At 70.9% G+C, this 24265-nt stretch carries 21 protein-coding genes; 9 read left to right on the forward strand and 12 right to left on the reverse strand.

Annotation, left to right across the window (positions count from 1 at the left end; genetic code table 11):
* The first annotated feature begins 160 nt into the window (after positions 1-160).
* Positions 161-829, forward strand: coding sequence for a 50S ribosomal protein L11 methyltransferase (locus ABZ795_RS17245; RefSeq protein WP_357531062.1), 669 nt, complete (start codon positions 161-163; stop codon positions 827-829).
* Positions 830-842: 13 nt separating this feature from the next.
* Positions 843-2015, forward strand: a complete 1173-nt coding sequence (locus ABZ795_RS17250; protein ID WP_357531138.1) for a cytochrome P450 — start codon at positions 843-845, stop codon at positions 2013-2015.
* 12 nt (positions 2016-2027) lie between these two features.
* Here the strand turns inward: ABZ795_RS17250 and bioD are convergent, their stop codons facing one another.
* A complete protein-coding gene (bioD, locus tag ABZ795_RS17255) occupies positions 2028-2756 on the reverse strand; it encodes a dethiobiotin synthase (protein ID WP_327022020.1) in 729 nt (242 codons plus the stop codon).
* The gene (locus tag ABZ795_RS17260; RefSeq protein WP_357531139.1) at positions 2753-3889 is read right to left on the reverse strand and encodes an 8-amino-7-oxononanoate synthase; all 1137 of its coding nucleotides are present in this window, start codon (positions 3887-3889) and stop codon (positions 2753-2755) included. Before ABZ795_RS17260 ends, bioD begins: the two co-directional genes overlap by 4 nt.
* A gap of 158 nt (positions 3890-4047) precedes the next feature.
* On the opposite strand from ABZ795_RS17260, the gene bioB reads away from it, so the two are divergent.
* Genes bioB through ABZ795_RS17275 form a run of 3 tightly spaced genes read left to right on the forward strand, consistent with a single transcriptional unit; the run spans position 4048 to position 5755 of the window.
* The gene (bioB, locus tag ABZ795_RS17265) at positions 4048-5043 is read left to right on the forward strand and encodes a biotin synthase BioB (RefSeq protein WP_357531063.1); all 996 of its coding nucleotides are present in this window, start codon (positions 4048-4050) and stop codon (positions 5041-5043) included.
* Between the two features lie 5 nt (positions 5044-5048).
* Positions 5049-5243, forward strand: a complete 195-nt coding sequence (locus ABZ795_RS17270; protein WP_357531064.1) for a hypothetical protein — start codon at positions 5049-5051, stop codon at positions 5241-5243.
* A gap of 5 nt (positions 5244-5248) precedes the next feature.
* The gene (locus ABZ795_RS17275) at positions 5249-5755 is read left to right on the forward strand and encodes a GNAT family protein (RefSeq protein WP_357531065.1); all 507 of its coding nucleotides are present in this window, start codon (positions 5249-5251) and stop codon (positions 5753-5755) included.
* Positions 5756-5845: 90 nt separating this feature from the next.
* Here ABZ795_RS17275 and ABZ795_RS17280 read toward each other — a convergent pair whose 3' ends face one another.
* The 4 genes from ABZ795_RS17280 to ABZ795_RS17295 all read right to left on the reverse strand — a co-directional run bounded on the left by ABZ795_RS17280 (position 5846) and on the right by ABZ795_RS17295 (position 12057).
* Positions 5846-6649, reverse strand: coding sequence for an inositol monophosphatase family protein (locus tag ABZ795_RS17280; protein WP_357531066.1), 804 nt, complete (start codon positions 6647-6649; stop codon positions 5846-5848).
* Between the two features lie 97 nt (positions 6650-6746).
* The gene (locus ABZ795_RS17285) at positions 6747-9671 is read right to left on the reverse strand and encodes a glycoside hydrolase family 9 protein (protein WP_357531067.1); all 2925 of its coding nucleotides are present in this window, start codon (positions 9669-9671) and stop codon (positions 6747-6749) included.
* A 526-nt stretch (positions 9672-10197) separates the two neighbouring features.
* Positions 10198-11244, reverse strand: coding sequence for a GNAT family N-acetyltransferase (locus ABZ795_RS17290; RefSeq protein ID WP_357531068.1), 1047 nt, complete (start codon positions 11242-11244; stop codon positions 10198-10200).
* Positions 11245-11355: 111 nt separating this feature from the next.
* A complete protein-coding gene (locus ABZ795_RS17295) occupies positions 11356-12057 on the reverse strand; it encodes an amino acid-binding protein (RefSeq protein WP_357531069.1) in 702 nt (233 codons plus the stop codon).
* A 153-nt stretch (positions 12058-12210) separates the two neighbouring features.
* Here ABZ795_RS17295 and ABZ795_RS17300 point away from each other — a divergent pair, with 153 nt between their 5' ends.
* Entirely contained in the window at positions 12211-13281 is a 1071-nt protein-coding gene (locus tag ABZ795_RS17300; RefSeq protein ID WP_357531070.1) for a phosphotransferase family protein, read from the forward strand.
* Positions 13281-14495 carry an acyl-CoA dehydrogenase family protein gene (locus ABZ795_RS17305; RefSeq protein ID WP_357531071.1) on the forward strand — a complete coding sequence of 405 codons (1215 nt, stop codon included), beginning with the start codon at positions 13281-13283 and terminating at the stop codon, positions 14493-14495. Before ABZ795_RS17300 ends, ABZ795_RS17305 begins: the two co-directional genes overlap by 1 nt.
* A 235-nt stretch (positions 14496-14730) precedes the next feature.
* Here the strand turns inward: ABZ795_RS17305 and ABZ795_RS17310 are convergent, their stop codons facing one another.
* The 6 genes from ABZ795_RS17310 to ABZ795_RS17335 form a co-directional block, all read right to left on the reverse strand.
* A complete protein-coding gene (locus ABZ795_RS17310; RefSeq protein WP_327022028.1) occupies positions 14731-15777 on the reverse strand; it encodes a LacI family DNA-binding transcriptional regulator in 1047 nt (348 codons plus the stop codon).
* An 82-nt stretch (positions 15778-15859) separates the two neighbouring features.
* The gene (locus ABZ795_RS17315) at positions 15860-17293 is read right to left on the reverse strand and encodes a GH1 family beta-glucosidase (protein ID WP_327022029.1); all 1434 of its coding nucleotides are present in this window, start codon (positions 17291-17293) and stop codon (positions 15860-15862) included.
* On the reverse strand, positions 17290-18072 hold the full coding sequence (locus ABZ795_RS17320) for a carbohydrate ABC transporter permease (protein ID WP_357531140.1): 783 nt from the start codon (positions 18070-18072) through the stop codon (positions 17290-17292). Before ABZ795_RS17320 ends, ABZ795_RS17315 begins: the two co-directional genes overlap by 4 nt.
* Positions 18073-18139: 67 nt before the next feature.
* Positions 18140-19108, reverse strand: coding sequence for a sugar ABC transporter permease (locus ABZ795_RS17325; RefSeq protein ID WP_327022030.1), 969 nt, complete (start codon positions 19106-19108; stop codon positions 18140-18142).
* A gap of 114 nt (positions 19109-19222) precedes the next feature.
* Positions 19223-20515, reverse strand: coding sequence for an extracellular solute-binding protein (locus ABZ795_RS17330; RefSeq protein WP_357531072.1), 1293 nt, complete (start codon positions 20513-20515; stop codon positions 19223-19225).
* A gap of 269 nt (positions 20516-20784) precedes the next feature.
* A complete protein-coding gene (locus tag ABZ795_RS17335; protein WP_357531073.1) occupies positions 20785-21348 on the reverse strand; it encodes a plasmid pRiA4b ORF-3 family protein in 564 nt (187 codons plus the stop codon).
* 150 nt (positions 21349-21498) lie between these two features.
* Here ABZ795_RS17335 and ABZ795_RS17340 point away from each other — a divergent pair, with 150 nt between their 5' ends.
* Together ABZ795_RS17340 and ABZ795_RS17345 are read left to right on the forward strand one after the other, a co-directional pair.
* Positions 21499-22242, forward strand: a complete 744-nt coding sequence (locus ABZ795_RS17340; RefSeq protein WP_357531074.1) for a pyrimidine reductase family protein — start codon at positions 21499-21501, stop codon at positions 22240-22242.
* Between the two features lie 167 nt (positions 22243-22409).
* Positions 22410-24161, forward strand: a complete 1752-nt coding sequence (locus ABZ795_RS17345; RefSeq protein ID WP_357531075.1) for an ATP-binding protein — start codon at positions 22410-22412, stop codon at positions 24159-24161.
* Positions 24162-24265 lie beyond the last annotated feature (104 nt).

Genomic DNA, 24265 nt, shown 5'->3' on the forward strand with positions numbered 1-24265 from the left:
GGTCGTCTCCATCGGCAACGCTAGGAGGGCCGGGGGCCACCGGGTAGACGGGTGTGTTCGCACCGGTGGTGAAGCAAGATGCCCCTTTTCACGGACGGTATTGAACCGCTCACCGGACACCCGCGACACGCCGGGAAGCCCCCCGGTGGACAATCACCGGATGTCCGCGCTCTCCACCGCCTTCGTCCGGCTGCACGCCCGCCTGGCCCCCGTCGCCTTCGTACCGGAGGTGCGGTTGCATCAGGCCGACGAACCGATCGGGCTGTGGGAGTTGACCGAGGGCGAGTTCCGCAGCGACCAGCCGCCGCCCTTCTGGGCCTTCGCCTGGGCCGGTGGGCAGGGCCTGGCCCGGTACGTCGTCGACAATCCGCAGCTGTCCGCCGGGCGTCGGGTGCTCGACCTGGCCTCCGGCTCCGGGCTGGTGGCCATCGCGGCCGCCCAGGCCGGGGCCGCCGCCGTACGGGCGGTGGAGGTGGATCCCCTGGCGGTCGCGGCGATCACCCTCAACGCCGAGGCCAACGGGGTACGGGTCGACGCCGAACTCGCCGACATCCTCGACGGCGACGCCGGAGACGCCGAGGTGATCTTCGCCGGGGACGTCTTCTACAGCGCGGCCATGACCAACCGGGTGCTGCGGTTCCTGCTGCGCGCCGCGCGCAACGGGGCCCAGGTGCTCGTCGGTGACCCCGGCCGGGCCTTCCTGCCCCGGGACCGCTTCGACGAACTAGCCAGCTACGAGGTGCCGGTCAGCGAGGCGTTGGAGAGCGTACGGGTGAAGCGCACCACCGTGTGGCAACTGCGCGCGGGACGGCCGACGGCGGGCGACTAGGGTGTCGCCCGTGCTGTTCCGCAGCTGGGAGTCGGCCCCGGCGGCGCACGACGACGCCCGGGCCGGCAACGGGGTGACCCGGGTAGCCGATCACCTGGGGGTCGAACACCTGCTGGTGACCCGGCACGCACTGGTCCGGCAGGTGCTGACCGATCCCCGGACCTACCGGCCCGACAACGCCCTGGACGCGGTGACCCCGATCCCGGTGGCCGCGCTGCGGATCCTGGCCCGGCACCGGTTCCGGCTGCCACCGACCCTGGCCAACAACGGCGAGGCCAGCCACCCCGGCATCCGAGCCCTGGTCGCCGAGGCCCTGCACCCCTCCCGGGTGGCCGCCCAGCGGGACTGGCTGACCGAGTTGGTGCGGCAGCGGGTGACCCGGCTGACCGCCGACCTGGACGCGGGCGCACCGGTGGACCTGTACGCCGGGCTCGCCGCCGACCTGCCGCTGCTGGTGCTGGCCCGGCTGATCGAGCTGCCGGACGCCCCGGTGACGGCCGTGAAGGACTTCGCCCGCGCCGCCCTGGAACTGTTCTGGGCCCCGCTGGAGGCCGACCGGCAGCAGCAGTTGGCCACCGAGGTGGGTCGCTTTCATCTGGTGCTGCGGGAGTTCGCGGCCACCGGGGGTGGGCTGGCCGCCTCCCTGCGGGCCGCCGGGCACCCGCCCGACGTGGTGGTCGGTGCGCTGTTCTTCCTGCTGGTCGCCGGCCAGGAGACCACCTCCCAGTTCCTCACCCTGCTGATGCACCGGCTCATCGGGGAACCGACCGTGCTGGCCGGGCTGCGAAACGGCTCCGTCGGGGTCGCCGAGGTGGTCGAGGAGGGGCTGCGGTTAGAGCCGCCGATCGTCACCTGGCGACGGGTGTCCACCATGGACACTCTTCTGGGCGGTACGGCGGTGGCGGCGGGCACCAGCATCGTGCTGTGGCTGGCCCGCGCCGGGCGGGACTCGGCCGTGGTGGACGCACCGGAGCAGTTCCTGCCCGGTCAGCGCGGGTCACGTCGACACCTGGCCTTCGGGGCGGGCGCACACCGCTGCGTCGGCGACCAGTTGGCCCGGATGGAGGCCGCTACCGTGGTGGCGGAGGTGGCCCCGCTGCTGGCCGAGGTACGGGTGCTGCGGGCACCCTGGTACCCGGACAACCTCACCTTCCGGATGCCGGACACCCTGCTGGTCGGCCGCTGAGCGGCGAGGCGCTCAACTGATCTCGTCGGCCCAGGCCCGCCAGTCGTCGAGCACCCCGTACAGCGCCGGGGTCAACCAGCCCGGGGCGGACCGGCGGAACACTCCCGGGTCCATCGCCCCGGCCCCGGCGGGCAGGGCACCGAGCAGGTTCGGCAGCAGATCGCTGAGGTTGGCCCAGTGCACCAGTTCCGGTTCGGCCGGCCAGGCGCCGACCACCACCCCGGCCGGTACGGCCCGCCGGTCCAGGGCCTCCAGGGTCAGGGCGGTGTGGTTGAGGGTGCCGAGGCCGGCGCGGGCCACCACCACCGCCGGGGCGCCCAGCGACACCGCCAGGTCGGCCACCGTCCATGGTTCCCCCGAGGGCCGCACCCCCATCGGTACGAGCAGTCCTCCGGCCCCCTCGACGAGCACCAGGTCGTGTTTCTCGGCCTCCTCGCGGATCGCGTCGACCGCGTTGTACAGCTCCAGGGGCGGCAACTCGGCCACCCGGGCGGCGGCCAGCGGGGCCAGGGGGTCGGGGAAGGCGGCCAGGGTGCGGCCGGTCATCGGGGCGGCCAGTCGGGTGATCGCCTCGATGTCCCCGGGCTCGCCGGTGGCCGTACCGGTCTGGCCGGGTTTGACCACCGCCACCCGCAGCCCGGCCGCCTGCGCGGCGGCCGTGATGGCCGCGGTCACCACGGTCTTGCCGACCTCGGTGTCGGTCCCGGTGACCAACACCGGTCCCCGCCACTGCTCCGTCATAGGGCGCTTTCCACGATGACCTCCAGGGCATGCTCGAAGTCCGCCTGGGACACCCCCGCGCCGATGGTCAGTCGCAGCCGGGACCGACTGTCCGGGGTGGAGGGGGGACGGAAACAGCCGACCGCCACACCCCGCTCGCGGCAGGCGGCGGCCCAGGCCGTCGCCGCCTCCGGTCCGGGGGCGGTGACCGAGACGACGGCCGCGTCGGGGGTGGAGACCTCCAGGCCGGCGGCGCGCAGCCGACCCACCGCCAGGGCGGCCCGCTCGGCCAGGAGGACCCGCCGCTCCTCCCCGGTGCGTGCCAGTTCGACTGCGGCGTGCACCCCGGCGGCGACGGCCGGGGGCAGGGCGGTGTCGTAGATGAAGGTCCGGGCGGTCTCCACCAGATGCCGGACGAACTCGGCCGGACCGGCCACCACCCCACCCGCCCCGGCCAGGGCCTTGGACAGGGTGGCGGTGATCACCACATCCGGTTCGCCGGCCAGCCCGGCGGCGGCCACCGCACCGGCCCCGGCGGGCCCGGTCACCCCGAGGGCGTGCGCGTCGTCGACCAGCAGCAGGGCGCCGTGTTCCCGGGCGACCCGGTGCAGGTCGACCAGGGGGGCCAGGTCACCGTCGACGGAGAAGATCGACTCGGTGATCACCACCGCCGGTCTACCGGGCGCCGCCGCCAGGGCGGTCGCGACGGCGGCCACGTCGGCGTGCGGGGTGACCACGGTCTCCGCACCGGAGACCCGGCACCCGTCGATCAGGCTGGCGTGGTTGTGGGCGTCGGAGATCAGCAGGGTACGGGGGCGCACCAGGGCCCGGACGGCACCGAGGTTGGCCAGGTATCCCGAGGAGAAGACGAGTGCCCGATCCGTGCCGAGCCAACCGGCGAGGCTGTCCTCCAGGGCGTGGTGGGCCTCCGTGGAGCCCCGGACCAACCGGGAACCGGTAGCCCCCAGGCCGTACCGGGACAGCGCCCGGGTGGCGGCGGCGATCACCTCGGGGTGCCCGGACAGCCCCAGGTAGTCGTTGCCGGCCAGGTCGACCACGGCGTCGGCGGCCGGGCGCGGGTACAGCTTGCGGGTCAGACCCGCCCGCGCCCGCAGCTCGGCGCGGCGGTTCAGCGCCGCCAGCCAGTCCGCCACCGCCACGCCCCTCCCCGTGTCCCCGCCGGCGAAATTACCATCCGTACGGATCGCCCCGGCGTGGCGCAGGACGGCTCGCCGCAGGGCGCCGGACGCTGCCGGCCCGCCGGCTCCCCGCGCCCGTTACCGCCGCTCTGGTGGCCTTGTAGGGTACGTGCATGTCAGAGATCCTCGACCAGGCCCGCACCCAGGTGTTGGAGGGCGGCGTCGGCCTCGACCAAGCCGGTGTCCTCGCCGTGCTCAACCTGCCCGACGAGCACCTGACCGCCACCCTGCAACTCGCCCACGAGGTGCGGATGCGCTGGTGCGGCCCGGAGGTGGAGGTCGAGGGCATCGTCTCGCTGAAGACCGGCGGCTGCCCGGAGGACTGCCACTTCTGCTCCCAGTCCGGCCTGTTCACCTCCCCGGTGCGCTCGGTGTGGCTGGACATTCCCTCCCTGGTCAAGGCCGCCAAGCAGACCGCCGCCACCGGGGCCACCGAGTTCTGCATCGTGGCCGCCGTACGCGGCCCGGACGCCCGGCTGATGAAGCAGATGCGCGAGGGTGTGGCGGCGATCAAGGCCGAGGTCGACATCCAGGTCGCCGCCTCGCTGGGCATGCTCACCCAGGAACAGGTCGACGAGCTCGTCGAGATGGGCGTGCACCGCTACAACCACAACCTGGAGACCTGCCGCTCCTACTTCCCGAACGTGGTCACCACCCACTCCTGGGAGGAGCGCTGGGAGACCCTGCGGATGGTCCGCGAATCCGGCATGGAGGTCTGCTGCGGCGGCATCCTGGGTCTCGGCGAGACCGTGGAGCAGCGGGCCGAGTTCGCCGCCCAGTTGGCCGAACTGGACCCGCACGAGGTGCCGCTGAACTTCCTCAACCCCCGACCCGGCACCCCCCTGGGCGACCGGCCGGTGGTCGAGGGCAAGGACGCGCTGCGGGCCATCGCCGCCTTCCGGCTGGCCATGCCGCGCACCATCCTACGGTACGCCGGCGGCCGGGAGATCACCCTCGGTGATCTGGGTACCCGCGACGGACTGCTCGGTGGCATCAACGCGGTGATCGTCGGCAACTACCTGACCACCCTGGGTCGACCCGCCACGGACGACCTCAAGATGCTCGAAGACCTCAAGATGCCGGTCAAGGCGCTCTCGGCGACCCTGTGACCCCGATGGGCGAGATACTCGGCGCCTGGTGCGACCGGTGTGGGGAGGCCGTGGACACCGGCACCCACCCCGGTTGCGCGGCGGCTCGCGCACTGGAACCGCCGCGCTACTGTGCGCACTGCCGACGGCGGATGAAGGTGCAGGTGCTGCCGGTCGGCTGGTCGGCGGTCTGTGTCGAACACGGCGAGTTGCGAGGCTGAGCATGGTGCTGCGGGGACGCTCGGTGGTGCTGCGACCGGTGACGGCCACGGACGTACCGGCCCTCGCGGCGATCCGGGCCGAGCCGGAGGTACGCCGCTGGTGGCGCGGCGACGAGGACCTGGCCGCCGCCGTCACCGCCGATCTGGCCGACGAGGACCTGACGGTGTACGCCGTCGAGCACGAGGGCCGGGTGATCGGTGCCATCCAGTGGTACGCCGAGAACGACCGCGACTACCGGCACGCCAGCCTGGACATCTTCCTGGACCCGGCGGTACGCGGTGCCGGGCTCGGCGGCGACGCCATCCGCACCCTGATCCGGCACCTCATCGACGCCCACGGCCACCACCGGTTCACCATCGACCCGGCGGCGGCGAACACCCCCGCGATCCGGGCGTACGCCAAGGTCGGCTTCCGCCCGGTGGGGGTGCTGCGCCGCTACGAGCGCGGCGCGGACGGCCGCTGGCACGACGGCCTGCTGATGGACCTGCTCGCCGAAGAACTCGTCGATTGACCTCGGGCATGACCGCACCCCGCCTTCGAGATCACGCTCGATCTGGGATCGAGTGGTCACCCAGACGCGCGAAGCCACTCGATCTCAGATCTAGCGTGATCTTGCCCGCTGGTTTCGGACGAGCGTGAGCAGAGCTGCATGGGTCTGGTCGTCGGCGGCTACGACCAGGCCGCCGAGGCCGGTGTGGAGCGGCTGGCCGTCGAGACTGGTGACCACGCAGCCAGCCGCCTGGCACAGCGCGATACCGGCCGCGAAGTGCACGTTGTCGTGCAGTCGGCCATCGGTGAGGTAGGCGGCTCGACGGCCGGCGGCGACCCAGGCCACCGCCAGGGTGGTGGAGACCACCCGCGGACGGAAGCTGTCGATGAAGCCCTGATCGGCGAGCAACCGGGCAGCCGAGAAGACCTCGATGTTGGGAAAGGGCGGGTCTAGATTGACCTCTACCAGCCTCGACTCAGGTGACGGGTCGAGTCGCTGGTCCACACCACCGTGACGCACGTACGCACCGGCACCGTCGGTCCAGAACACCTCATGACTGAACGGATCGGCAGAGGCGGCCACGGTGACCTGCTCCCCGATCCGCAGAGCGATGTTCACCGAGGCCAGCATGTTCCTGACCGCGTAGTTCAGGGTTCCGCACAGCGGATCGACCAACCAGGTGCGACCGCTCAGACCCGTACCGGTGTGTCCGCTCTCCTCACCCACGACCAGGTCGTTCGGGCGGGCGCTGCGCAGGACATCGAGGATGGCCGCCTCCGCCTCCACGTCGGCCGAGGTGGCGAAGTCACCCGCGGACTTCGGGAAGTGGGGCAGCGCTGACCCGTAGTGCGAGCGGACCACCTCTGCCCCGGCCTCCGCCGCTGCGATGACCAGGTCCTGATCGCTGATCGACATGCGGGCACCATAGATGCCGCCAAGTCCGGCCGGCAGAGGTGGACGAGGGTGGGGCGTCCAGTCGTCGACCAGGCGCCCCACCCCCACGAGGGATCCGTCAGGCGATGGTGCAGGGGTTGCCGTTCAGGGTGAAGCTGGTCGGCCTGGGGTTGCTGCCGGTGTGGGTGCCGTTGAAACCGATGCTGGTCGAGGCGCCCGGGGCGATGGTGCCGTTGTAGGACATGTTGGTCGCGGTCACCGAGGTGCCGTTCTGTTGGAAGACGGCCGACCAACTCTGGCCGACCCGCTGGCCGCTGTGCGGGAAGGTGAAGGCCAGGGTCCAGCCGTTGATGGCCGTGGTGCCGGTGTTGGCGATGGTGATGTTGGCGGTGAAGCCGGTGCCCCAGTCGTTGGTGCCGTAGGTGATCCGGCAGGGCGAGGTCGGCAGCGGCGCCGACGTCGTCACGGTCACCCGCTCCGAGGGCGGCGAGGCGTTGCCGGCCGCGTCGATAGCCACCACGTAGAAGTAGTACGTGATGTCCGGCTCCAGGCCGGTCACCTGGTACGTGGTGCCGGTGACCGTGGCGACCAGGACGTCACCGAGCGCCGGGCCCCGGTAGATCCGGTAACCGGTCACCCCCACGTTGTCGGTCGACGGCGCCCAGTTCAGGGTCACCCCGGTCGTGGTGATCGCCGAAGCGGTCAACGAGCCGGGCGCGGTGGGTGGCACGGTGTCCCCGTCGTCGACGGCCGGTACGGTGACGGTCAGCATCGGCGACGCGGACGAGGTGTTGCCGGCCTTGTCCCGAGCCTGCACGGTGATCTCGTAGGTGCGTCCCGGGGACACGCTGAGCACCAGCGAGTTCGTGCTGGAGGGGTACCAGCTGTAGGTGTCGCTGCCGACCACGTGGGTGTTGACGATGTAGACGTCCACACCGCTGCCGCTGTCCGTCGACGGTGCCCAGGTCAGGCTGACCGAACGGGAGGCGACCGAGGTCGCCACGGGCGTACCGGGAACGGTGGGCGGGGTGGTGTCCGTGCTGGTGGCGGGCTCCTCGCCCCACACCCGCTGGCCGCCGACGTACAGCGGCACCTTGCGGTTCGGCCCGGCGGTGGCCTGGTACGACGGGTCGTCGCTCGGGTCCCACGCGACACCCTCGGGGACGCCGATCTTGAACTGCACCTCCATCCGGTGCTGTGACTGACCGGCCGGCGCGATGGTGTGCCCGGTGCAGTCGATCTCGACGTAGTAGAGATCGCCGCCCACGTTGCGGGCGGAGGTGGGCGCCGGGCAGCCCTGGGTGTAGCCGGGGGTGACCACCACCGGCGACAGGCCCAGGCCGCTGGCCCGGAAGTAGTAGCGGAACTTGGCGTCGGTCAGGGCCCGCGCCGGGAAGGCCGACTTGTTGTAGACGATGGCCTTGATCCCGGTGGCCCGCGGCTCGTTCTGCATGACCGTGGTCTCCACGGTCAGCTCGTCGATGTCCGGTTGCTCGGGGACCGGGAAGTTGGCCAGGGGGGTGCCGCCGTACTCCTGGGTCAGCCGGGCCAGGGCGGAGGTGAAGCCGGCGTTGTAGTCGGTGGCGACCTCGTTCATCACGTAGTCCGACCGGTTGTCGGTGTACGCGTCGTTCGGCGAGGAGGGCCCGCCGACCAGGGCGCCGTACAGGGTGTGCCGGGTCTCGGTGGGTACGGTCATGCTGTCCCACCAGGAGCCGTGCGCGGTGCGGTGGTGCGGGTTCTTCGGGGAGTTGGCCCCGAAGCCGATCATGTAGCTGGAGTTGCGCGGATTGTCACCGAGCGCGTAGTTGATCTGCCGGACGGCGAAGTCCTTGTAGCGGGCCTTGCGGGTCGCGTCCGTGGTCTTGTCGCTGTAGACCAGGGCGGCGAAGGCCGTGTTGGCCGCGTAGCGCAGGGCCCCCCAGGAGTCGAGCACGGCCATCCCGCCGGGCGAGTAGCGGATCCGCTCCCCGTTGACCCCGACGGTCCAGAAGTCCAGCCAGCGGTTGGCGTCGTCGATGTACTTCTGCTTGCCGGTCAGGTTGGCCAGCAGCACGTACGCCCCGAACTGCTTGTTGTCCCAGGCCACGGTCCACTTGTAGGAGCGGGTGGTGGTCTGCGGCTCGGTGCCGAGGCGGTCGTACTCGCTCTCGGCCTTGGCCAGGTAGGCGGCGTCGCCGGTGGCCCGGTACAGCCAGATCGCCCCCCAGACCAGCTCGTCGGTGTACCCGCTCCAGGAGCGGTAGAAGCTGGTCGCGTCCGTGATGCACTCGTGGTAGTTCTTCCGCACGGTGTCGGCGAAGGTGTAGAGCTGCCGGGCGTGGGTGAGCAGCTTGTCGGCGTATGCGGCGTCGGTGGGTCGGAACACCATCGAGGAGGCGGCCATCGCCGCCGCGGTCTCCCCGGCCAGGTCCGCACCCCCACAGCTGGCATCGATCTTGTATGCGGGCCGCGCCATCTGCATCACCTCGGCCGGCCCCCACCACTTGTGGTCGTCGTCGCCCTTGCCCACCTGGCCGTAGAGCACGTTCGGGGCCGGGTTGGCCTTGACGAAGTAGTCGTTGACGAACCGCAGGTTGTTCAGCAGGTGGGTGAGCTGGCCGGAGGCGGCGTAGCCGGACCGGTACTCCACCGCGCCCCAGGCGAGCATGGTGGTGGTGAAGGCCATCGGGAAGCCGAACTTCACGTGGTCGCCGGCGTCGTACCAGCCGCCGGTCAGGTCGATCCCGACGTCGGAGCCGTCACGCAGGGCGGAGTCACCCCGCCAGGAGACCCGGTTCCAGTCCGGCAGCTTGCCGGACTGCTGGGCCTCGTAGAACAGCAGGGACTTCTGGAGCGCCTCGGCGTAGTTGAAGGCGGGGGCGGCGGCGCTGGTCGAGGCGTCGCCGGAGGTCGGGGCGGCGACGGCCGTCCCCGGTACGCCGAGCACCAGCGCCAGCCCGGTGACCAGGGCGGTACCCGCCGTGCGGAGGCGACGGGACCAGGGTTCGCGGTGGCCGGAACAGTCGCGGCGCGCGCGACCCGGCCCGGAGGTGTGGTGCATCGACTGCTCCTGTCGGTGCGGCGCAGGCAGCGCCGACGCGCGACCGCGCGTCGGAATCGGACGGCTGCCCGCTAGGTGGCGAGGGTGGGATCCAGCAGGACCGGGAGCGCTCCCATGGATAACTAGCAATGTAATGTGGCAGCGGGTGGTTTGGGAAGCCACCAGGAAGTGGTGCGCAGCGTCCATCCGGCCTGGTGCGTTACGGCGACACGCCGTCGCAGGCCCCGGATTCGTCTCCGCTGTCCCGACAGGAGATCCTCCCGTCCGCCCGATTCAGACCGTTCACCTGAGATCAACACCGACGGTGGGCAGGCAGACTTGGGTCATCCCCCGACCAGGTCGGGAAGCTCGCTGCGTACCAACCACCGGAAAACGGCCGTCGGTGTCCCTCCGACGGCCGTTTTCTCCCCCACCGGTAGCCGGGCCGCCCGCCGCAGAGCAGCAAAGCAAAGGGCAGGCCCTCCGCACCGGAAGTCCTGCCCTTCTCACCGTCCTCCGCACCGGAGGACGGTCGTCTGTTTCCCGGTCAGCCCGTACGCTGCGCCGGAACCTCGGCGGTCAGGGGCACGGTCAGGGTCAACAATCCGCCGTCCGGCTCTACCGTGGCCGGTCGGCCCAGCCGACGCAGGGTCCGCAGCATCGGGGTGTTGTCGGCCTGGGTGTGCAGCACCACGGCCGCGTATCCGCTCGTCTCGGCCTGCCGGGTCAACCGCCGCAGCAGGGTCGAACCCAGCCCGCGCCGCTGCCAGTCGTCACGCACCAGCAACGCCACCTCGGCCTCGTCGCCCTCGGCCAGCAGGTTCGCCATCGCCACCACGGACTCCCGACCCGCTTCCGGGTCGGTGGTGACCGCGACCAGAGTCAGCCCTCGGGTCGGCTCCAGCAGCCGCCGCAACCGTGCCGGGGACGGTGTACCCGCCCCGCCCAGGTAGCGCCGTTGCCGGGTGCTCGGCGAGCAGGCCCGGTGCAATTCGACCACCGCGGCCAGGTCCTCGGCGACGGCCGGCCGAACGGTCAACTCGGCCCCGTCGGGCAGGACCAGGGTGATCTGCTCGGCGTACCGGCCGGCCGCGGTGGCCCCCAACTCCAGCAGGGCCTGCGCCCGGGCGTACTCCGCCGGGGTGAAGCTCGGGGCCACCCGACCCAGGTGATGCGACCCCCCGCCGGGGTCGGCCAACTGCATCGTCGTCCCGTCGATGCCGGACCGGGCTTCGGGCCGCCAGCTCACCTCGTCCGCGCCGAGCAGGGCCCGCAGCACCTCCCCGGTCGCGTCCGGGTCGCGAACCAGCCGGGTGGCCAGCCCGAGCACCCGGGTCGGCTGGTCGACCAGGCCACGCGCCTCGCTGCGCGCCACCCAGCAGTCTCGTCCCCGGCCCCGCTCCACCGCAGCGATGAGGTCGGTCTCGTCGAGGGTGTCCGGCGCGTCGACCAGGAAGTCGTCGACGGCCCCCTGCTCGGTGGTGTGTACCTGCACGGTGAGGATGTTGACTCCGCGCAACGCGAGGCTGGCCGTCAGCACCGACAGGTAGCCCGGTCGGTCGTCGACGGTGGCCCGGATCCGCCACAGGGTCATTGTTGCCTCCCTTCCCGCACCACCCTCGCGCCCGGCTGTTGCCGGCGGATTGCCTGGCCGTGTCGTGCCGCGACCGGCCCTGCGGTCTGCGTCACAGCAGGCCAGGGGCGGTCACTGCTTGGCTACGACCGGCGGGGTGTCGACCAGGTCCAGCCGATCGCCGAGGATCACCGCGCTGGCCCGGACCAACTGGGCCAACCGGTCCACCTCGGTGGAGTGGAAGGTGGCCGGGGTCAGTGCCTCGCTGCGTTCCCGGCACACGACCATGACCAACCCGGCCCGACCGAAGGGGGCGATCGCGAAGTGCCCGCCGTCCGGAACGGTAAGCGACCGGGCCCGCAGGGGGGTCACCTCCGGCAGTTTCGGCGGCACCGGGGTACGCCAACTGGCGTGCCCGACCGTGGCCCCACCGCCGTCGGTCCGGCTGGCCCAGTCGACCGGTACCACGGCCGCTACCGCCCAGTCGGCGGCCAGCAGCCCGGGTACCGCGTCGACCAGGGTGGCCAACCCGTCGGCCGGGTTGGCGGCGACCTGCGCCAACAACTCGGCGTCCTGGCCGGTGGTGGTGGGCGCGCCGATCGCCCGCCACACCCCGTCCACCTGGACCCCCGGGATCGCCGCCAGCCCGGCCAGCAGCCGCTCCACCCGGGCGGCGCCCGGCCACACCACGGTGAAGTCGTCGACCGCCCGCCCGCCGAGACGTTCCAGCACGACCACCTGGACGATGTCCGCGCCCGACACCCCCAAGGTCCGGGCCACCTGGCCGAGGGTGCCCGGACGGTCCGGCAGGGTGACCCGTACGCGCAACAACATCTCGAACCCTCCGCTCGGCAGGCCGGCACCCGGAGGTGGCCGGCAGGCTGATCTCCAGGGTGGCAGTTGACCATTTCGCCCCCGTTGCGGCGGCATGTCTCGAGAGTCAAACCTGACCTTGACAAGCCGGCGGAGCTGCCCTGGACTGTCCGGATGACCGATCCGGGCAGCCAGTGGAATCAGGGCGACGACCCGCCCGCCGGTCTGGACCTCGGCCGACTTCGCCGCTACCTGGGCGAACACCGGCCCGAGCTGGCCACCGATCCCCTGCGGGCCCAGTTGATCGCCGGGGGCCGGTCCAACCTGACCTACCTGCTCTGGGCCGGGGACCAGGAGTTGGTGCTGCGCCGCCCACCCCTCGGGCACGTGTTGGCCACCGCCCACGACATGGCCCGAGAGTTCCGGGTGATCTCCGCACTCGCCGACACCGAGGTTCCGGTGCCGCACGCGGTGCTGCTCTGCCCCGATCCGGAGGTGCTCGGGGCACCCTTCTACCTGATGCGACGGATGCCCGGCGAGGTGTTCCGCGGTCGGCGGCAGACCGACCGGCTCAGCGCCGAGCAGCGGCACGGGCTGGCCATGGCGATGATGGACACCCTGGCGGCCCTGCACACGGTCGCCCCCGAGGCGGTTAACCTGGCCGACTTCGGTCGCCCCGAGGGCTACCTGGCCCGGCAGGTACGCCGCTGGGCCGGGCAGTTGGACCGCTCCCGCAGCCGGGTGCTGCCCGGCATCGACGAGCTACGTGATCTGCTGGCCGCCACCGTCCCGGCGAGTCACCCCGTCGGCCGCATCGTGCACGGCGACTACCGGCTGGACAATCTGCTCGCCACGATCGAACCGGTGGCCGTCTCGGCCGTACTGGACTGGGAGATGGCCACCCTCGGCGACCCCCTGGCCGACCTGGGGCTGCTGCTGACCTACTGGGAGGTGCTCGGCGGCGTCGATCCCCCCGAGGGCACCCACGGCGCCGAGCACCCGGGTCCGGGGGCCGGCTTCCCGACCGGCGCCGAACTGATCGACAGGTACGCCGCCCGCAGCGGCGTCGACGTCGGCCCGCTGCACTGGCACCTGGCCCTGGGCTGCTTCAAACTCGCCGTGATCTGCGAGGGCATCCACTATCGGCACACCCTCGGGCAGACCCTGGGCGAGGGCTTCGACACCATCGGCGACATGGTGGCACCGCTGGTCGCCCACGGTCTGTCCGCGGTACGGGAGAGCTGATGGACTTCCGGTACGACACCCGCACCGAACAGCTGCGCGCGGAGCTGACCGACTTCCTGGCGCAGCACGTTTACCCGGCCGAGGCGGTGCACGCCGAGCAGGTGGCCGCCGCCGGGGACCCCTGGGCCCGCCCGCCGGTGCTGGCGCAGTTGCAGGCCGAGGCCCGACGGCGGGGCCTGTGGAACCTGTTCCTGCCCGACCCCCGCTACGGTGCCGGGCTGACCAACCTCCAGTACGCCCCGCTGGCCGAACTGACCGGCCACAGCCCGTATCTGGCCCCGGAGGCGCTCAACTGCGCCGCGCCGGACACCGGCAACATGGAACTGCTGGCCGAGTTCGGCTCTCCCGCCCAGCGGGAACGCTGGCTGATGCCGCTGCTGGACGGGCGGATCCGGTCCGCCTTCTGCATGACCGAGCCCCAGGTGGCCTCCTCCGACGCCACCAACATCGCCACCTCCATCCGCCGCGACGGCGACCACTACGTCATCGACGGCCGCAAGTGGTGGTCCTCCGGGGCGATGGATCCGACCTGCGCGATCTTCATCGTGATGGGCCGGACCGATCCGAACGCCGAGCGGCACCGGCAGCAGAGCATGATCCTGGTCCCCCGGGACACCCCGGGGGTCACCGTCCGCCGAGGCATGACGGTGTACGGCTACCGCGACGCCCCGCACGGCGGGCACGCCGAGATCGACTTCATCGGGGTACGGGTGCCGGCGGAGAACCTGATCGGCACCGAGGGGGGTGGCTTCGCCATCGCGCAGGCCCGACTGGGCCCGGGCCGCATCCACCACTGCATGCGGCTGATCGGCATGGCCGAACGGGCCCTGGAACTGCTCTGCCGACGGGTCACCGAGCGGATCGCCTTCGGCCGACCCCTGGCCGAGCAGGGGGTGGTGCGCGAGTGGATCGCCGAGTCCCGGGTCCGCATCGAACAGGCCCGGTTGCTGGTGCTCAAGACCGCCTGGCTGATGGACACCGTCGGCAACAAGGGGGCCCACACCGAGATCCAGGCCATCAAGATCGCCACCCCAGCGATGGCCGAATGGGTCATCGACAAGGCCATCCAGGCCCACGGGGCTGCCGGAGTCAGCCAGGACACCCCCCTGGCCGCCCTCTGGGCCCAGGCCCGCACCCTCCGACTGGCCGACGGCCCCGACGAGGTCCACCGAGCCAGCCTCGCCCGCCGCGAACTACGCCGCTGGACGACCTGATCCCCCCACCTGCCGGCCCACCTGAACCCGCCTGCCGGCCGCCTGATCCCACCTCGGACGAGCCCCGCCTGCCGGGCGCCGTTACGCCGAAACGGCGGGGTAGACCAAGGCGGGACACCGCCACTACGCCGTAACGGAGTCGATCACCCGCAGGGGGGCAGCGAAGCCGACCGCGCGCTTCGGGCAGGCTGGGCGCTGGTCAGGCGGGTCGATCGCCCCGAGGTCCGCCCGCTGGTCAGGCGGAGGCGCGCTCGACCAGCTGGGTCTGGAGCACGATGTGCGGGGCGGGGATCTCGTCGCCGCGGATGCGGGCCACCAGCAGCCGGGCCATCTGTCGGCCCATCTCCTCGACCGGCTGGAAGACCGAGGTCAGCGGGGGTACGGCCTGCCGGGCGATCGGTGCGTCGTCGAAGCCGATCACGGCCACGTCCTGTGGTACCCGGCGGCCGGCGTCGCGCAGGGTACGCATCGCCCCGAAGGCCATCAGGTCGGCCGCTACGAAGACCGCGTCCAGATCCGGGCAGCGGTCCAGCAGTTGCCGCATGGCGGTCGCGCCGCTCTCCTCGCTGAAGTCGCCGTACGCGATCAGGTCGGGGTTGATGCCGAACCCGGCGGTGCGTACCGCGTCCCGGTAGCCGGAGAGGCGGGCCAGGCCGGCGCCCATGTCCTGAGGGCCGGCGATGGTGGCGATGCGTCGCCGGCCGCGACCGGCCAGATATTCCACAGCTTGGCGTGCCCCGCCGACGTTGTCCACGTCCACGAACGAGGCGGGCTGGGCCTCCGGGTGCAGCATCCGCGCCGGGCGGCCACCGAGCACGGTCGGCAGGCCCCGCTCCTCCAGCAGGGTGGGCAGGGGGTCGTCGTCGTGCAGCGACAGCAGCAGTACGCCGTCGACATGCTGGTTGGTCAGGTGGTGCTCTACCCGCTCCCGCTCCAGCGGAGACTGCGCCATGGCCAGCCAGAGCTGTAAGGGGGTCTCCAGCAGCGCCGAGCTGATCCCGCGCACGATGCCGGCGAAGAACGGCTCGGCGAAGATCCGCTCACCGGACTCGCTGACCACCAGGGCCACCGAGTCGGTCCGTTGGGTGACCAGCGCCCGGGCGGCTCGGTTCGGCACGTACCCCAGTTCGGCGATGGCCTGTTGCACGGCCGCGCGGGCCTCCGGGCTCACCTGGGGAGAACCGTTGACCACGCGGGAGACAGTCCCACGGCCAACCCCCGCACGGGCCGCGACCGCGTCCAGGGTCGGGCGCCCGAGCGACCGGGTGCGCTGCGTTGTCATCGTCTGCTCCTCCGACGTCAGGCGGCACCGGCACCTGGTGAAGCGTCGGTGCCGGGCCGCCTGTTACTGGCTGGCCGTCGCCTTATTGTGCGGCCAGACCGTTGCGTCGGATCACCTCTGCGTACCACCTGGCGCTGGACTTGGGGATGCGGGTCTGACTGTCGTAATCGACGTAGATCATGCCGAACCGCTTGGTGTAGCCCCAGGCCCACTCGAAATTATCCAACAGCGACCAGGCGAAGTATCCCTGCAGGGGGACACCGGCGGTGATCGCCTCGTGGGCGGCGCGCAGGTGCCCGTCGAAGTACGCCAGGCGCTCGGCGTCGTCGACCTGGCCGTCGACCACGGTGTCGACGAAGGCGGAACCGTTCTCCGTCACGTACAGCGGAAGGTCGGTGTACTCCTCATGCACCCGGCGCAGGGTCTCCACCAGGCCGGGGGCGTCGATCTCCCAGTCCATGTCGGTGACCGGTACGCCCCGGGTGACGAACCGGACATCCTCGCTGCCCGGCCAGTTGGTCGGCGCCCGCCAGTACTTCTCGGGCTCCTCGCCGGGCAGCGGTGCGGCGACCACGTGCCGGCTGTAGTAGTTCACCCCGACCAGGTCCATCGGAGCGGAGATGACGGCCAGGTCCCCGTCGCGGACGTGCCCGAAGTCGGTCACCTTGGCCAGGTCGGCGACCAGGTCGTCGGGGTACTGGCCACGCAGCATCGGGTCGAGGAAGAACCGGTTGGCCAACCCGTCGATGCGGCGCGCGGCGTCGACGTCGCCGGGTGCCTCGCTGGCCGGGGTGACCGGGTAGAGGTTGACCGTCACCCCCAGCTGCGCCGTGGGCAGTGCCGCCCGCAACGCCTGCACGGCCAGCCCGTGCCCGAGCATCAGGTGATGCCCGGCGTGGACGGCCGCCGCCGGATCGGTACGGCCCGGGGCGTGCACCCCGGAGCCGTAGCCGAGGAAGGCCGAGCACCAGGGCTCGTTCAGGGTGGTCCAGTACTTCACCCGGTCACCCAGGGCGTCCGCCATCAACTGCGCGTACTCGGCGAACCGGCCGGCGGTGTCGCGGGCCGGCCAGCCCCCGGCGTCCTCCAACTCCTGGGGCAGGTCCCAGTGGTAGAGGGTGAGCCAGGGCTCGATCCCGTTGGCCAGCAGGTCGTCGACCAGCCGCTGGTAGAAGTCCAGCCCTTCGGCGTTGACCGGACCGGACCCGCCGGGCTGCACCCGGGGCCAGGAGACCGAGAACCGGTACGACTTGAGCCCCAGCTCGGCCATCAGCCGGACGTCGTCACGGACCCGGTGGTAGTGGTCGCAGGCCACGTCACCGGTGTGCCCGGCGACCGTGCGTCCCTCGGTGTGGCTGAAGGTGTCCCAGATCGACGGGGTACGCCCACCCTCCGCCGCGGCCCCCTCGATCTGGTACGCGGCGGTGGCCGCTCCCCAGAGGAAGCCCGGCGGGAAGGTCAGCGGCGCACGTTCGTCTAGGACGCCGACTGAGGGTGGGGTGGCGGGGTTGCTCACGACTTGACTGCACCTTCCATGATCCCGCCGATGATCTGGCGGCCGAACACGATGAAGACCAGGACCAGTGGCAGGGTGCCGACCGCCGTGGCGGCGAAGACCTGGGAGTAGTCCGTGTAGTAGGCGTACGAGAGGAAGGAGAGCGACACCTGGAGGGTCGGGTTCTCCGGGCTGAGGATCGCGTACGGCCAGAGGAACGAGTTCCAGGTTTCCATGAAGGTCAACAGGCCGAGCACGGCCGCGGCCGGACGCAGGGCGGGCAGCACGATGTTCCAGTAGATCCGGAAGGTGCTGGCCCCGTCGACCCGGCCGGCCTCGATCAGCTCGTCCGAGATCGCCTGGCTGGCGTACTGCCGCATCATGAACACGCCGAAGGCGCTGACCAGGAACGGCACGGTGACCGCGAGCAGGTTGTCGTACCACCCGAACGACTGCATCATGCCCCAGAGCGGGATGATGCCCATCTGGGTGGGGATCATCATGGTGACGATGATCGACAGCAGCAGGATGTTGCGGCCCCGGAACCGCAGCTTCGCGAAGGCGAAGCCGGCCAGCGAGCCGGTGAGCACCACCGACACGGTGACCACCGAGGAGACGATGATCGAGTTGATCAGACCGGTGACGAAGTTGGCCGCGTCGTTGTCGAGCACCCGGCCGAAGTTGTCGCCGAACGAGCCCGCCGGAGTGAACGGTGGCGGCACGTCGTTGATCGCGTCCAGGCTGCGGGTGCCGATCACGATCATGTAGTAGAAGGGGTAGATCGAGAGCAGGGCCGCCATGACGAGCGCCAGGTAGGTCAGCGGGCTGGTACGCCACAGGCGGGAAGCCGATTTCACTGGTCTCTCCTCACTTCGCCGTACGGCGGACGAGTACGAAGTTGATCAGCGACACCAGCACGATGATCATGAAGATCGCCCAGGCGACCGCGGCTCCGTAGCCGGCGGTGTTCAGGTTGACGATGCCCATCTCGTACATGTACATGGCCAGGGTCTGGAACTGCCGCTGGTCACCACCGATGATGTTGCCGTTGGCGAAGAGCAGCGGCTCGGTGAACAGCTGCATGCCACCGATCGTGGAGAGGATCACCACGAAGATGAAGGTGGGCTTGAGCATGGGCAGGGTGATCTGCCAGAACTGCCGCCACTGACCGGCGCCGTCGATCGCGGCCGCCTCGTAGAGGTCCTTCGGGATGGCCTGCATGCCGGCGAGCAGGATCAGGGTGTTGTACCCGGTCCACCGCCAGTTGACCATGGTGGCGAGCGCCGTCCAGGAGCTCCACTTCTCACCGTTCCAGTCGATGGCCTCGACCCCGAAGAAGCTGAGCAGCCAGTTGAACAGACCGAAGTCGCGCTGGTACAGCATGCCGAAGACGATCGCCACCGCGGCCACCGAGACCACGTTCGGGATGAAGATGGCCATCCGGAAGAAGGTCTTGGCCCGCAGCAGGGTGCGGTTGAGCAGGTTGGCCAGGAAGAGCGCCAGCAGCAGCTGCGGGATGGTTGACAGCGCGAAGATGCCGAAGGTGTTGACCAGCGCGTTCCAGAAGTACCCGTCGGAGATCAGCCGGGTGTAGTTGTCGAACCCGATGAAGGTGTTGTCGCCGATCATGTCCCAGTCGTGCAGGGACATCCAGGCGGTACGCACCATCGGGTACAACCCGAAGATGCCGAAGATCAGGAAGAACGGTGCGATGTAGAGGTACGGGGAGTACTTGAGATCCAGACGGTTGAGCAGATGCCCACGCCGGCGCCGCTGCTCGGCGTTGGGGGGTGGTGGTGCTGAGGACGGCGGGGCCGTCGTGGCCGACAGACTCATGGGGTTTCCTTTCCGGGCGACGCCCCGGGGCCCGCACGCGGTGCCACGCGCAAGGGGTGACCGACCGGTGGCGTTCGGGAAATCCCCCCGAACGCCACCGGATGGGAATCACACTCAGAAGGCGCCCTGAGTTTCCGCGTCCTTGACGAACTGCGCCCAGGCCTCGTCCTTGCTGGCCCGCCCGTTCTCGAAGGCCCGCATGGCCGGCTCGAACGCGTTCTCCTTGACCGCCTGGTGCTTCGGGCCCAGGTGGACCGGCTCGATCTTGGACACGCTCTCGCCGAAGATCTTGCCGGTCGGCGCGCCGCTGAAGTACTCGTTGGTGTAGCTGAGGAACTCCTCGTTCTTCAGCGCCTCGAGGTTGGTCGGCAGCGGGCCGGCCGCCTTGAAGGCCGCGATCTGGCCACTGGCGTTGGTCAGGAACTCGGCGAGCTTGGCCGCTTCCTTCTGATGCTTGCTCTGCTCCGGCACGGCCAGCCAGGAGCCGCCCCAGTTACCGCCGCCACCCGGCACGGAAGCCACGTCCCACTTGCCCTTGTTGCCCTCGCCGGAGTTCTCCTCGACGATGCCGAGCATCCAGGACGGGCAGAAGGTCGCCGCGAAGGTGCCCTGCTTGAAGCCCGCGTTCCACGCCGGCGACCAGGTCTCCGCCTTGGCGGAGATGTCCACCATCGAGGTCGCCGTGTCCCAGGCAGCCTTCACCGCGGGGCTGTCCTTGGCGATGACGTTGTTCTCCTTGTCGTAGAACAGGTCACTGCCCTGCTGGAACAGCACGCCGTTGGAGACCGCGGTGATCGAGTCGATGAAGCCCTTGCCGGTGGCCTGCTTGTAGGTCTGGCCGGCCTTGTGGAAGCCGCTCCAGTCCGGCCACAGGGCCGAGACCTGGTCCCGCTCGGTGGGCAGACCGGCCGCCTGGAACAGGTCCTTGCGGTAGCAGACCGCGAGGCTGCCGACGTCGGTGGGCAGGCCGATCAGCCGCCCGTCCGCCGCCTTGCCCAGCTCCCACTTCCAGGGCAGGTATTCCTTGGAGTGGTCGTCGACCAGCGTGGTGAGGTCCACCCAGTTGCGCGAGTTGGCCTTGAACTCGTTGAGGATGCCCTCTTCCAGCGCGGTCACGTCGGCCGCACCCTTGCCGGTGGCGAGGTAACGGACCAGCTTGGGCCGGTAGTCCCGCAGCTGCGCGGTCTTGCGCAGCTCGATCTTGATGCCGGTCTGCTGCTCGTACTGCTTGACGAGCTCGTCGTAGCCCATCTCGCCGAAGGTGTCGACGACCAGCTTGGCGGGCTTGCCGCCCTCTGCCGAAGTGTTGTCGTCGTCGTCGTTACCGCAGGCCGCGAGGCCACCGACGGCGATGACCGCCGCGAAGGTGGCCGCCGCCAGGCGGGTACGCCGCTTGGTGAGGTTCATCCTGACCCCTCTTTCGATGGTGAGGCTGGTTATGTGGTGGGGGGGTGCCGCAGCGTCTGCCGGCCGCCGGCTGGTGAGCCGAGCGTCGACGCCCCGGGCGGTAAAATGTGATCTACGCCCCTTGGGAACGCTCCCATGAGATTGCCGGGAGGTATCAGGAGTGTCAATAGGCCGTTGGGAGCGTTCCCAGATCGTTACCACAGAACCGGTTTGATCCCGCTTCGCACCCGTCGGGAAATCCTGCGATCAGCCCCGCAGAATATCGATGATCAGCAGAATCGCCGCAACAGGGTGGTCGCCCGGTCGGGGTCGAAGGCCGCCGGGTCGTAGCCCTCGCCGACCCACTCGCGCATCCCGGGGTGCTCCGGGTGCCCCGGATCGGCGAGCGCGGCGAGCAGCAGCAGGTAACCCTGCGGGCCACCGATGTTCTCCGGCGGCGCGGCCCGCTCCCCGTCGACACACCTCGGGTAGCGCTCGTCGGCCTCGGCGGTGAAGACGTCCTCCACCAGCAGGTCGTGCTCCCACCAGTCGCCGAAGTCGTACGTGTAGTGCAACCGGCTGCCCTTGCCCGCCACCGCGTCCAGGCGCACGTCCAACTCGTCGTGCGGGGTCATCTCCTCCTCCAGGAGCAGATCACCCTCGGGATCGGGCTCCGCGTACTGCACGCCCTCGATGTCGAAGGAGTGCAGGTGGCAGTCGCGCCAACCCATCGCGTGCTGCACCACCCGGTGCAGTCGGTCCAGGGTGTAGCCACCCGGCACCAGCACCCGACGCCAGACGGTGGGACGGACCCCGGACAGGGAGATCCTCAGCTGGAAGATCTGACGCGGCATGCTGTCCCGTCCTTCCACGGCATAGGCTGCGAGCATGATCTGCCGAGCGTGCCGGTCGCGGCGGCACGACGACTGCCCGGGCCGGAACTGGTGCGACTGCCAGCACCGTACCCCTCGACCCACCCCTGTCGTCACCGGTCCGGCCGGCGAATGACCGCCGAGGCAGCCATCCGCGCCCTCTGGCCGGACCCCTCCCCCGGCCGGCTGGACGACGAGGCGCTGATCGCGCGCTATCCCCGGGCCGAGGGCCCGCGGGTGCGGATGAACTTTGTGACGAGTGTCGATGGTGCGGTCAGCCTCGACGGCTACTCCGCCGGGTTGTCCGGCACACCGGACAAGCGGGTCTTCGGGCTGCTGCGGATGCTCTGCGACGGGCTGCTGGTCGCCGCCGGCACCCTGCGCCACGAGGGTTACCGGGCGATCCGGCTGGACGAACGGCGCCGGGCCTGGCGGCTAGCGCACGGACTGGCCGAGTATCCCACCCTGGTGGTGGTCTCCGGCAGCCTGGACCTGGACCCGTCGCAGGCGGCCTTCGCCGACGCCCCGGTACGCCCGGTGGTGCTCACCCGCGACGGCGCACCGGCGGCGCCGCGACTGGCCGCGGTCGCCGATCTGGTGCACTGCGGCACCGACCGGGTCGACCTGACCCTCGGCCTGGCCGAACTGCGGCGACGGGGCCTGCGCCAGGTGCTCTGCGAGGGTGGCCCGCAGCTGTTCGGCGCGCTGACCGCCGCCGACCTGGTCGACGAGGTCTGTCTGTCGGTGGCTCCGCTGCTCGCCGGCGCCGGCGCCGGCCGGATCACCGCCGGTCCGCCCAGTCCGGCCCGACAGCTGCCGCTGCGCCATGTGCTGCTCGCCGGGGACGGCACCCTGCTGCTGCGCCACGCCCGCTGACCGGACACACCCCGCGCAACCCCTGGTGAGGATGCGGTAGCGCTGCGCGGTCACCCCCGGGGTCCCGGCGTGTCCTCCGCCGCGTCGCGTGGCGACCTGTCGTACTCCTCCGGCAGGATGCAGGGCGTGTACGCCGACCGCGATGACCGCCGAGGAGGGGCCGCCCGATGACTGACCAGGGGTTCGAGGTCGTGGGCGAGGGGGTCGGGCGGGTGCTGGGCACCGCCGACGCCACTCCCCTTCAGTTCTGGACGGCCGTCGCCCCCGGCAGCTACCTGCAACTGGACGACGTGGTGGTGACCCGCCGGGAGCTGCCCGACCGGGAGCCGGTGACCATCGCCGGGGTGGTCACCCAGGTCCGGGCGCGACACGAGGGGGCCCAGTTCGACTCCGACGTGTTCGCCATCGCCGAGGGCACCCTGCCCGCCCAGGTGCAGGAGGCCGCCGAGATCACCACCACCCGGGTCGATCCGGAGTTCTACGTGCCGCCGCAGCCCGGGGCGGTGGTGCACCGGGCCGAGGGGGACGCCCGGGCGCGGGCCCTGCACTTCGACCGGATGGAACGCCGCATCCCGATGGGCACCGGCCGGGACGGGGTGCCGGTCTACCTCAACGCCGACTTCCTGGACGGCACCCGGGGCGCCCACGTGTCGATCTCCGGCATCTCCGGGGTGGCCACCAAGACCAGTTTCGCCACCTTCCTGCTCTACTCGGTGTTCCGCTCCGGGCAGCTCGGTGGTGACGCGGTCAACGCCAAGGCACTGATCTTCAACGTCAAGGGCGAGGATCTACTCTTCCTGGATCACCCGAACGCCCGGCTGGACGACGCCACCCGGGCCGCGTACGCCCGACTGGGCCTGGTCGCGGACGCCTTCGGTGACGTACGGGTCTACGCCCCGCCCCGGGTCGGTGACTCCTCCGGCACCCCGGATGTGAGCAGTCGGCTGACCGGGGTGGACAGCTTCTACTGGACCCTGTCGGAGTTCTGCGCCGACCGGCTCCTGCCGTACGTCTTCGCCGACGCCGACGACGAACGCCAGCAGTACACCATGGTGGTCCACTCGGTCGCCGCCCACCTGGCCCGGTACGCCCAGCCGGCCGACGGCGGGGTGAGCATCGACGGGGTGCGCCTGGGCAGCTACGGCGACCTGGTGGACCACATCGTCGAGCAGCTCAGTGACGACGAGACCCGTGGCGACTGGGCGGGCAGCGCGGTCGGCCTGGGCACGGTGAACGCCTTCGCCCGACGGCTGATCGGCAGCAAGAAGGACCTGTCCCGGCTGATCCGGGGGGACCTGGCCACCCGCCGCCCCCACTCGATCAACACCGCGGAGAGTGCCCAGGTCACCGTGGTCGACCTGCACAACCTGCCGGACCGCGCGCAGCGGTTCGTGGTGGGGGTGACCCTCAAGAGCGAGTTCGAGCGCAAGGAGAAGGCCGGCACCGCCAAACCGTTGTTGTTCGTGGTGCTGGACGAGTTGAACAAGTACGCCCCCCGGGAGGGCTCCTCCCCGATCAAGGAGGTGCTGCTCGACATCGCCGAGCGGGGCCGGTCCCTCGGGGTGATCCTGATCGGGGCCCAGCAGACCGCCAGCGAGGTGGAACGACGCATCGTCACCAACTCGGCGATCCGGGTGGTGGGCCGGCTGGACCCGGCCGAGGCCTCCCGCCCCGAGTACGGCTTCCTCCCCCCGGCCCAGCGGCAGCGGGCGTTGCTGGCCAAGCCGGGCACGATGTTCGTCAACCAGCCCGACATCCCGGTCCCGCTCTGCCTGGAGTTCCCCTTCCCGGCCTGGGCGACCCGGGTCTCCGAGGCGGGCACCGCGCCCTCGCACACCCTGCGCTCGCTGACCCAGTCCGCCGACCCCTTCGCGGTCGTGGGCTCCGGCGGCGGCGCCGACGACGACATCCCCTTCTGAGAGGGCAGCCAGTGAGCGCGAGGAGTGCAGCGAAGCGGAGCCCCGCAGTCGCGAGCGAAAGGCCAGCCCCGTGAGCGCGAGGAGTGCAGCGAAGCGGAGCCCCG

Origin of the sequence: Micromonospora sp. NPDC047134 (assembly GCF_040643455.1) — a bacterium.
In the GTDB taxonomy this organism is placed as follows: Bacteria; Actinomycetota; Actinomycetes; order Mycobacteriales; family Micromonosporaceae; genus Micromonospora.